Origin of the sequence: Nocardia sp. NPDC060220, from assembly GCF_042727815.1 — a bacterium.
In the GTDB taxonomy this organism is placed as follows: Bacteria; Actinomycetota; Actinomycetes; order Mycobacteriales; family Mycobacteriaceae; genus Nocardia.
Genome location: NZ_JBHWZY010000133.1, coordinates 978 through 11,100, shown reverse-complemented (window position 1 = coordinate 11,100; position 10,123 = coordinate 978). Strand labels below are relative to the sequence as shown.

Below are 10,123 nucleotides of genomic sequence, written 5' to 3'. Positions count from 1 at the left end.
GGACACGCTGCGCGACATCATGATTCGCCTGCGCGAACCCTCGATTTCCGAAACCACACTCACGAAATTCCCCCTCGGGCGGTGTTGACCAACCGCCGATACTATCCAGCAGCGGCGCCGCTCACGACAGTTCCGTTGGTAGCGAAATCTCCTTCGCCGGAATCCTTTCGACCCGAACCGACGCCCAACGCGCGTTCGAAACCGGCGGGAACGATGATGTCGTCGCTGGTCAGGTCGGTGATCGAGGTCTTGCGCAGACCCAGCAGCGCCGAATCGATACCGCCACGCAGGATGTCGAGTACGTTCTCGACACCGGCCTGGCCGTTGGCCGCCAGACCCCACAGGGAGGCGCGCCCGATCAGCACCGCGCGCGCACCGAGCGCCACGGCCTTGACGACATCGCTGCCGCGCCGGATACCGCCGTCGAGGAGCACCTCGATCTGGTCGCCGACCGCGTCGGCGAGCACCGGCAGGGCGCGGATGGCGGCGGGGGTGCCGTCGAGGTTGTTGCCGCCGTGGTTGGACACCGAGATGCCCGCGACGCCCGCGTCGACGGCGCGCAGGGCGTCGTCGACCCGCATCACGCCCTTGAGCAGCACCGGGCCGTCCCACTGCGCGCAGATCCAGGCGACATCGTCCCAATCGGGTGCCGGGGTCTGCATCCATTCGCCGTAGGCGCCGAAGAACCCGGGGGCCGCGCCGCCGCCGACCGCCATATTGGGCGCGGTGAGGTCGGGGATGCTGCCCGAGCGCAGGTAGGTCGCGAGCCAGCGGGGGCGCGCGAGGGTCTGCGGCGCGAATTTCATCATCGTGCGCAGGTTCAGCGACTCCGGGATCACCGGGCTGCCCCAGTCTCGACCGTGCGAGAACGACCAGTCCAGGGTGAGGATCAGGCCCACGGCACCGGCCTTCTTCGCCCTGGCCATCCGCTCGAGGATCTGATCCTTGTTGCCACACCAGTACAGCTGGAACAGGGTCGCCGGGTTGGCGGCGACAACGTCCTCGACGGGCTTGCTCGCGAAGGAACTGAGCCCCATGGCGATTCCGCGGGCCGCCGCGGCGCGGGCGACGGCGACCTCACCGTCGGGGTGCACCGCCTGCACGCCGGTCGGCGAGATCAGCACCGGCATCGACACCTGCTGACCGAGCACTGTGGTCGATTGGTCACGGTCGCCGATCGGGCCCGCGCAGTGCGGGGCGAAACCGAGTTCGGTGAACGCGGTCTGATTGTCTTCGATGGTCTGTCCGCGTTCCGATCCGGCGATCAGCGCGCCGTACACCGACTTCGGCAGGCGCTTGCGGGCGCGCCGCTGCGCCTCGGCAACGGTCTCGAACCAGGGATTCATCGGGGTCCTTCCTCATGATCCTGCGGCCACCATCGGCGCAGGTCTTCCAGCAGTGCGGTAGTGGCGATCGTCAGCAGGCCGGCGCCTTCTTCGGCGCTCGATCCGGTGGGGTCGCCGAGGATTCCGTTGGGGCTGGCTGCCCGCACCCCGCCTGCGCGCAGCAGCGGCAGCAGTTCGGCCAGCGGGCGGCGGTCCCCCGGTTCGGCCAGTTCGGTGCGCACCCGGTCGGGGCGCAGCGCGAGCTGGATCGAGGTCTCGGTGCGCCCGGCGTGCGGGTCGCCGCCGTAGCCGGGCGAGAACAGCCGCACGTCACGCGACTCCGACCGCAGCAGCGCGACGGCTCGGCGCAGCGCTTCCACGTTTCCGCCGTGCCCGTTGACCAGCACGATCCGCGAAAACGTGTCCGTGGCGGAGCGGCACAGTTCGACGACGAGCAGTTCCAGCGCCGCCTGTCCGATCGACAAGGTGCCCGCGAACCCCGCATGCTCGCCGCTGGCCCCGTAGGCCACGGCAGGCGCGATCAGCAGATCGGTTCGCTCGGCCGCGGCCCGCCTGCTCACCGCCGACGCGATATCGCTGTCGGTCGACAGCGGCAGATGCGGGCCGTGCTGCTCGGTCGCGCCGAGTGGGATGACCAGGATCACTCCCTCGGCGGCGCGCACACCTGCCTCGGGCGATGTGAGGTGCGCCACGAACATAGCGCCCACATTAACGTCAGTCACTGACATAATCAAGAGCGCGTGCAGGTCGAAAGCTCGCCGAGTCCCTATCCTGTATCCATGTCCGCCCCGCCGCCGCGCGCACCGATGTCGATTCCGAAGCAGTCGGGGCACCGCGGGCGTCCGCCACGCACCACGCGCCGCGAGCTCGAGGTGATCGCGATGAAGCTGTTCGCCGAACACGGGTTCGACGACGTCACCGTCGAACGCATCGCCGCCGAGGCCGGGGTGAGCGAACGCACGTTCTTCCGCTACTTCCCCACCAAGGCCGAGGTGCTGTGGCACCAGTTCGACAACGAGGTCGACGACCTGCGCGCCGCGTTCGCCGCCGTCCCCGGCGACGAGCCGATGATGGCGGCGGTGCGCCGCATCGTGGTGGCGGCCAACAGATATCGCCCCGAGGACATCCCCGAACTGCGCACCAGAATGCGGCTCGTCTCCGGAGTTCCCGCCCTCTCGGCAGGCGCGGGGGCGCACTACGACGCGTGGGAACACGCTGTCGGCGAGTTCGCCGCGAGCCGTCTCGGCGCGGGCGCGGGCGACCTGATTCCGCTCGCCATCGGGCGCACCACCCTGGCCGCCGCGCGGGCGGCCTTCGATGCCTGGCTCGAGCGCGGCGACACCGATCTCACCGTCTATCTCGACCGGGCACTGCGCGCGCTGGAACGCGGGTTCGCCCCGGAATAGCCGGGCGCGCCACGTTTGGGCAGCACCACAGAGGGGGTATGAGTAGGCTCAGGCCCAACGCGCACTGTGCGCACCGAAAACATCCGTCGTCGAAAGGGGCAGGGGTTTCCATGTCCGAGGTGTCCACGAGTCTTTCGGCGGATTCGCTGCCGGCGCAACCGCTCGACAACCTGCTGCCACAGCTGGTCGAGCACCTGCGGCAGAACCGCACCGGGCTGCGGGAAGAGTGGGCACGGCGCATCACCGAAGCCGAACTGCTGACCGCGATGACCCCGGAGGAGATCTTCTCCGAGGCGACGTCGATGTACGACAACTACGTCGAGGTGCTCGTCACCGGTAGCGTCGAGGCACTGCAGGCCTACGCCCGCGACCTGTCCGAGCGCATCATTCCGCGAGGCGTCGAGACCGACGAGGTCATCGGCATCGTTCTGCTGCTGCGCGACGTCCTGGCACGCAGCCTCTTCGAGAAGTACCAGTCCAACTTCGAGCTGCTCAATCGCGTGCTCGACGCCTACGAACCGGCCGCCAACCGCATCGCCAACACCGTGGCCGTGTCGTTCGTGCAGGAGCGCGAGCGCGTCATCAGCCGCCAGCAAGAGGCCATCCGCGAGCTGTCCACCCCGGTTCTGCAGGTTCGCGAGCAGCTGCTCATCCTGCCGATCATCGGCGTGCTCGACTCCCAGCGCGCCCGCCAGCTCACCGAGCAGCTGCTGCGCGCCATCCGCGCCAATCGCGCCAAGGTGGTCGTCATCGACATCACCGGTGTGCCCGCGATCGACTCCGTGGTGGCCAACCACCTCGTGCAGACCGTCGACGCCTCGGGTCTGATGGGCGCGAGCGTGATCATCACCGGCCTGTCCTCGGAGATCGCGCTGACCCTGGTGACCATCGGCCTCGATCTGTCCAAGATGAACGCGGTCGGCGACCTCCAGGGCGGTATCGAAGAGGCCGAGCGTCTCCTCGGATACGAGGTCTCCCGAGTGACCGAGCGCTTGAGCGAGCGGGACGGGCGCTGACCAAGCCACCATGCCGGTACCTATTCTCAAGCAGGGCACGTACCTGATCGCCTCGGTACAGTCGGCCCTGACCGACGCCGACACCGAGCGGCTACAGGACGACCTGATGAAGCAGGTCAGTCGCTATCGCGCGACCGGCATCATCGTCGATGTCACCGCCATCGACGTGATGGACTCCTTCGCCGCGCGCTCGTTGCGCACCATCGCGCACATGACCCAGTTGCGCGGCGCGGAAACCGTCATCGTCGGACTGCAACCCGAAGTCGCCTTCGCCATGGTGCAACTGGGCCTTACCTTCGAAGACATGCACACCGCGCTGGATCTCGAGGAAGGCCTCTCCTGGCTGAATCGGCACCCGCGGCGACGAGACGGTCGCGACAGTGGCCGCTGAGCAGGTGGCGATCGCGGTCAAGGTGTCCGAAGACATCGTCACCGCCCGGCAGGCCGGGAGCGAGTTGGCCGGTGACCTCGGGTTCACCCTCACCGACCGCACGATGATCTCCACCGCCATCTCCGAAATCGCCCGCAACATCACCAGTTACGCGGGAAGCGGCGAGATCAGGCTGCTCATCGACTTGCGCGAGGGTCGCCGCGCGCTCGTCATCCAAGCCGAGGACCAGGGTCCCGGCATCCGCGACATTCCCCGCGCGCTGGAGGACGGCTATTCCACCGGCCGCGGACTCGGACTCGGACTGCCCGGCGCGCGCAGGCTGATGGACCGCCTCACCATCGATTCCGCCCCGGGCCGCGGGACGTTGATCGAGATGTGGAAGTGGGTACCCGACGTTGCATGAGGACGGGATCATCGGGCGCATGGAGTGGTCGACGGCCGGTCGGGCGCTGCCCGGCCAGGACGTCTCCGGTGACCGCGCGCTCGTGCTCGACACCGGCGCCGGTGTGCTGTTCGCGGTGCTCGACGGGCTCGGTCACGGTGCGCCCGCGGCCGAGGCCGCCGATCGCGCGACGGTCATCCTCACCGAGAACTGTGGCGAACCGCTGGATGTGCTGATGGTGCTCTGTCATCGCGCTATGGTCGAAACTCGCGGCGCCGCAGTGTCTTTGGCGTTGATCGAGCCGGGAGAGACGCTGCAATGGCTCGGCGTGGGCAACGTCGATTCGCGACTGCTCACCCTCGGCCCGGCCGGTCCGGAGCTGCGGGCCACGATGCTGCTCACCGGCGGCATCGTCGGGTACCGGCTGCCCTCACACCTGCAGCCCCAGACGCTGCCGATCCGCCCCGGCGATCTGCTGCTGATGGCGACCGACGGGATCGTCGCGGTCGGCCCGGAATCGCTGGACCTGGCCAAACCGGCCACCGCCATCGCGGGCGATCTGCTCGCCCGCGACGCGAAGGACACCGACGACGCGCTGGTGCTCGCGGCGCGTTTCCGTGGGCCGTGCCCGTGAGGCCCCGAGACCGCGGTCTGTTCGCACCGACCCGGCCGATGAGAGGTTGCCGATGAGCGCTGTCCTGGTCGCATTTCTCGACGACTATTCGGCGGCCATGCGCCGCCACGTCGCCGCACCAGGCCAGGCCGGCCTCTCGGAGGGTTACGACCTCGGCAGGCGGGCCCTCGTGGAGGGCATCAGCCTGCTCGATCTCACCGAGCATCACTTCCGGGCGGTCGCCGAAGACGCAGGCACGCAGGCCGATCCGCGCCGCGCCGAAGTGGCACTGGAATTCCTGCTGCAGACCATGGCGGCCCTCGATATCGCCACCCGCGGCTATCTCGACGGCACTCGCCGCTACGAGCAACAGCGTTCCCGCGCGGAGGATCTCGAAGGCCGCGACGCGTTTCGCACCGCGCTCGTCGAATCGTTGCAGGACGGGTTCTTCGTCGCCGACGACCACGGCACCATCGTCGAGGTGAACTCCGCGTTCGGGGTACTCACCGGCTACGGCGCCACCGAGGTGCCGTTCCCGCTACCGCACCCCTGGGCACTGAGCGATCGCACCGGCTACCCCCAGATCGGTACGGAGGCAGCGCGATTCGTGATGCCGGTGCGGCATCGCGACGGCCGGGAACGCTGGCTGGCGGTGAGCGCGAGCTCGCTGGTGAAGCAGGAGAACGACGAGCGGATCTTCGTCGGCACCGTGCGCGATGTGACCGCCGAACACGACGCGCAGGCCCGCGACCAGGCCGCCTCGCGTCTGGCCACCGCCGTCGGGGCCGCGACGAGCATGGTGGAGGTCCTCGCGGTCGGACTCGACGAGCTGCGCCGGACCATGGGCGCCGAGACCGCGCTGGTCGCGATCTGGCCGAGCCGGACCGGGCGCCCCGATGTCTACTCCTGCGGCGTGACGCCGTCGGGCAGCGAAGAAGCGGAGCCCGCTCCCGAAACCATCGCCACCGCGTCACAATTCACCGCGACGCCGATGCGGCAGAGTGGCCCGCGCGCGGACGGCCCCGTTGTACTCGACGACGACACCCAGGCCCTGCTCGATCGCTCGCGCAGGCAATCCGCCCGTGGCCTGTCGGCCATCACCGGTGACGAGGGCGGGGTCGACGCGGTCGTCGCACCGCTCGGCGAGACCGGTGACGCGGCACTGTGGGTGCGCTTCGGCGCGCCGCGCGCGGTGAGCGCCGCCGACTGGGCCCTGTATTCATTGCTCGTCGGCCATCTCAGCGTCGCACTGCAGCGCGCCCGCAACTTCGATCAGGCGCGCGCCACCTCGCTCACCCTGCAGCGGGCGATGCTCGGACCGATCGAACTGCCGCCCCGTTTCTCGGTGCACTACGAACCCGCCCTGCCACCGCTGGAGATCGGCGGCGACTGGTACGACGTGGTGCCGTTGCGTGACGGCACCATCGGCGTCGTCGTGGGCGACTGCGTCGGCCGTGGCCTGTCGGCCGCGGTGGTGATGGGCCAATTGCGTACTGCGGCAAGAGCTCTGCTGCTGCGCGGCGCCGGACCGGCACAGCTGCTCGCCGAACTCGACGCCGTGGCGTCCCGGATCCCGGGCGCCATGTGTACGACGGTGTGCGCGGCGGTGCTCGACCCGGAGCGCGGGATGGTGCGGTACTCGAACGCGGGCCACATGCCGCCGGTCCTCGCGCCTCCCGGTGGGCCGGGCCGGATCCTCGAGGGTGGACGCGCGGTTCCCCTGGCGACCTTCGACACTCCGCGCAGGCCCGAGGCCACGACCGCGCTCCCGCCGGGCGCGACCCTGGTGCTGTTCACCGACGGCCTGGTCGAGCAGCGCGGGTACGACATCGCCGAGGGCTTCGTCAAGATCGCCGAAGTGCTCAGCGAAACCGGCGCCGCACTCCCCCGCGACGTCGCCGACGCCGTGCTGTCGCGGCTGTGCCCGCCCGCGGGCTACGACGACGACGTCGCCATGGTCGTCTACCGCCAGCCCCCGGAGCCGCTGAGCCTCGATTTTCCCGCCGCCGCCACCGAATTGGCCGGCGTGCGCCGCGGCCTCTACCGCTGGTTCGCCACCGCCGCGGTCCCGCACGACCTGGCCGCCGACCTCGTCGCGGCCGCCAACGAGGCCTGCAGCAACAGCGTCGAACACGCCTACCGCGACTCCGAACCGGGCCGCGTGAGCCTGACGGCCCGCTGCGACGGTGACCGGGTGGTCCTCGAGATCGCCGACAACGGCAACTGGATTCCCACTCCCACCGATCCCGGCTATCGCGGTCGCGGCGTCGAGATGATGCGGGTGCTCACCGAGGACCTCACCTTCGACCACGACGAGAGCGGCACCCGGGTGCGCATGTGGGTGACCCTGCCCTCGATCACCTTCCCCACCGCGAACCCGCTGCGCGCCTCCTCACGACCGCCGGCGGTCAGCTCCCGCCAGAACTCGTTCTGACCGGAGTGGTCTCGTAGGCCGCCACGTCGAAGCTCTTCAGCAGCCGGTGGAATCGGAAGCTGAAGTCCGGCCACAGCGTGGCGTTGTGGCCGTCCTCGTCGACGAACCAGCTGGTGCAGTCGCCGGCGTTCCACACGGTGCCGTCGAATTTCTTCTGCAGGTCCCGGTTGTAGCCGGCCTGCGCGTCCGCCTTGACCTCGACCGTACGCAGCCCATCGGCCGCCATCGTGGTGATCGCGTCGCTGATGTAGTTGATCTGGGATTCGATGGTGAAGATCGCCGAGGTGTAGCTCAGCGCGGAGTTCGGGCCGATCATCAGGAACATGTTGGGGAAGTTCGCGATGGTCGTACCCTTGTACCCGCTCATCCCCTCGGCACCGAAAACCTCGGACAGCGTGCGGCCGTCGCGCCCGCTGATCAGGTCGTAGGTCGGCGAGTCGGCGATCCGGAAGCCCGTCGCCAGCACGATGGCGTCGACTTCACGCTCGGTGCCGTCGTTCGCGACGATCGACTGCTCGCGGATCTCGGCGATGCCGTCGGCGACGACCTCGACATTGTCGCGGGCCAGCGCGGGGTAGTACACGTTCGAGACCAGCATGCGCTTGCACCCGAGGCGGTAGCCGGGCGTGACGGTGCGACGCAGCTCCCGGTCCCGGATCACCCACCACATCTTCAATCGCGCACCGCGCGAGAAGAAGTCGGCGAACGGTGGGTACTTGGACTGCCAGAGCACGAACGACTCACGCACCCAGTACACGCCGATCCGCGCCAACCGCTGCGCACCCGGAACACGCCGGTAGTAGAGGCGTTCCAGCCACGAGTACTTGCGTCCCATGCGCGGCAACACCCACGGTGCGCTGCGTTGATACAGGTCGAGCTTGGCGACCTCGCCCGCGATGGACGGCACGATCTGGATCGCGGACGCACCGGTGCCGACCACCGCGACCCGCTTGCCCGCGAGCTCGAACTCGTGATCCCAGCGCGCGGAGTGGAACATCGCCCCCCGAAAGGTGGTGATGCCCTTGATGTCGGGCAGCTTCGGTGCACTCAGCGGGCCGGCCGCCGACACCATGATGTCGGCGGTGTAGGAGCCGTCGCTGGTCTGGATCTCCCAGCGCGCGGTGTCGTTGTTCCACCGCGCGCCGATGACCTCGCAGCCCAGCACGATCGAGTCGCGCACCCCGTGCCGGTCGACCACGTCCTGGACATACCGCTGGATCTGCGGCTGTGTCGAGAACGAATGCGTCCAGTGCGGATTGCGGGCGAACGAGTACGAATACAGCTGCGACGGCACATCGCACCCGGCGCCGGGATAGGTGTTGTCGCGCCACGTGCCGCCGATATCGCTCGCCCGCTCGAGGACGACGAAGTCGGTGATCCCCAGCTGGCGCAGCCGAACAGCCACACCCAGCCCGGCGAAGCCGGCGCCGATGATCGCGACGCGGGTGTGACGCGTCGACGGTGCGGTCATCGTGTCTTCGTCGTGGTGTCGTAGGCGTCGATGTCGAAAGTGCGCACCATTCGCCGATATTTGAAGCTGAAGTCCGGCCACAGCGCCGAGTTGTTGCCGTGCTTGTCGAGGAACCAGCTGGTGCAGCCGCCGTTGACCCACACGGTGCGGGCCATCTTCGGCTGCAACTGCTCGTTGTATTCGATCTGCGCGTCCAGGCGGACCTCGAACGATTGCAGGTTGCGCTGCTCCATCGTGGTGATCGCGTCGACGATGTAGTTGATCTGGGATTCGATGATGTAGATCAGCGAGGTGTAGTTCAGCCCGGAGTTGGCGCCGAGCATGAAGAAGATGTTCGGGAAATTGGCGACCGTGGTGCCCTTGTACATCTGGTAGCCCTCGGCATCGGCTGCCTCGGACACGGTCCGGCCGTCGCGACCGGTGTACAGGTTGAAGGTCGGCGAATCGGCGACGTGGAAGCCGGTGGCCAGCACGATCGCGTCCACCTCCCGCTCCGTGCCGTCCTCGGAGACGATCGAACCGCTGCGAACCTCGGCGATGCCGTCGGTGACCACGTCGACGTTGTCACGATCGAGCGCGCCGTAGAACTTGTTCGACACGAGCATGCGCTTGCAGCCGATCCGGTGCTGGGGCAGCACTTTTCGGCGCAGCTCCGGGTCACGGATCTCGAAGCGCATCTTGAATCGCCCGACCGTCTCGAGCACGATGCCGGTCCACGGATACTTCACCTGCGTGATCACGAACAGCTCGCGCGTGATGTAGATCAGCGCCCGGATGAACCGTTGCAGGCCCGGAACACGTTTGAAGGCAAAGCGTTCCAGTCCCAGGTACGGCCGCGAGATCTGCGGCATCACCCAGGTGGCGGTGCGCTGGTACACGTCGAGGTGCTCCACCTCGGGCGCGATCGACGGAACGATCTGCACCGCCGAGGAACCCGTGCCGATGACGGCGACCTTCTTGCCGGCCAGGGTGGCGTCGTGGTTCCACCGCGCGGAGTGAAAGATCTCGCCCTCGAAGCTCGAAATACCCTTGATATCGGGCAGATTCGGCTCGGCGAGCACACC

At 68.4% G+C, this 10,123-nt stretch carries 10 protein-coding genes; 6 read left to right on the top strand and 4 right to left on the bottom strand.

What is annotated here, in order from left to right:
• Positions 1 to 101: 101 nt before the first annotated feature.
• The gene (mftD, locus tag ACFWF3_RS09570) at positions 102 to 1,346 is read right to left on the bottom strand and encodes a pre-mycofactocin synthase MftD (protein WP_379313246.1); all 1,245 of its coding nucleotides are present in this window, start codon (positions 1,344 to 1,346) and stop codon (positions 102 to 104) included.
• Positions 1,343 to 2,044, bottom strand: a complete 702-nt coding sequence (mftE, locus tag ACFWF3_RS09565) for a mycofactocin biosynthesis peptidyl-dipeptidase MftE (protein ID WP_379313245.1) — start codon at positions 2,042 to 2,044, stop codon at positions 1,343 to 1,345. Before mftE ends, mftD begins: the two co-directional genes overlap by 4 nt.
• Before the next feature lie 81 nt (positions 2,045 to 2,125).
• Between mftE and mftR the strand changes: the two genes are divergently transcribed.
• From mftR to ACFWF3_RS09535, 6 genes are all read left to right on the top strand, one after another.
• Positions 2,126 to 2,752 (top strand): mycofactocin system transcriptional regulator, encoded by a 627-nt coding sequence (gene mftR / locus ACFWF3_RS09560; protein ID WP_379313243.1) that lies wholly within the window; start codon positions 2,126 to 2,128, stop codon positions 2,750 to 2,752.
• A gap of 110 nt (positions 2,753 to 2,862) precedes the next feature.
• A complete protein-coding gene (locus ACFWF3_RS09555; RefSeq protein WP_056809988.1) occupies positions 2,863 to 3,768 on the top strand; it encodes an STAS domain-containing protein in 906 nt (301 codons plus the stop codon).
• A 10-nt stretch (positions 3,769 to 3,778) separates the two neighbouring features.
• The gene (locus ACFWF3_RS09550) at positions 3,779 to 4,159 is read left to right on the top strand and encodes an STAS domain-containing protein (RefSeq protein ID WP_056809990.1); all 381 of its coding nucleotides are present in this window, start codon (positions 3,779 to 3,781) and stop codon (positions 4,157 to 4,159) included.
• Positions 4,149 to 4,562 (top strand): ATP-binding protein, encoded by a 414-nt coding sequence (locus tag ACFWF3_RS09545; RefSeq protein ID WP_056809992.1) that lies wholly within the window; start codon positions 4,149 to 4,151, stop codon positions 4,560 to 4,562. The genes ACFWF3_RS09550 and ACFWF3_RS09545 overlap by 11 nt, the downstream gene beginning before the upstream one ends.
• Positions 4,563 to 4,581: 19 nt before the next feature.
• Positions 4,582 to 5,175, top strand: coding sequence for a SpoIIE family protein phosphatase (locus ACFWF3_RS09540; RefSeq protein WP_170112222.1), 594 nt, complete (start codon positions 4,582 to 4,584; stop codon positions 5,173 to 5,175).
• A gap of 52 nt (positions 5,176 to 5,227) precedes the next feature.
• A complete protein-coding gene (locus ACFWF3_RS09535; RefSeq protein WP_378988237.1) occupies positions 5,228 to 7,588 on the top strand; it encodes a SpoIIE family protein phosphatase in 2,361 nt (786 codons plus the stop codon).
• On the opposite strand, the gene ACFWF3_RS09530 is transcribed toward ACFWF3_RS09535, so the two are convergent.
• The gene (locus tag ACFWF3_RS09530; protein ID WP_379313241.1) at positions 7,563 to 9,059 is read right to left on the bottom strand and encodes a flavin-containing monooxygenase; all 1,497 of its coding nucleotides are present in this window, start codon (positions 9,057 to 9,059) and stop codon (positions 7,563 to 7,565) included. The genes ACFWF3_RS09535 and ACFWF3_RS09530 overlap by 26 nt on opposite strands.
• Positions 9,056 to 10,123 (bottom strand): flavin-containing monooxygenase (locus tag ACFWF3_RS09525; RefSeq protein WP_379313239.1); only part of this gene is annotated, 1,068 nt, incomplete at its 5' end. The genes ACFWF3_RS09530 and ACFWF3_RS09525, both read right to left, overlap by 4 nt.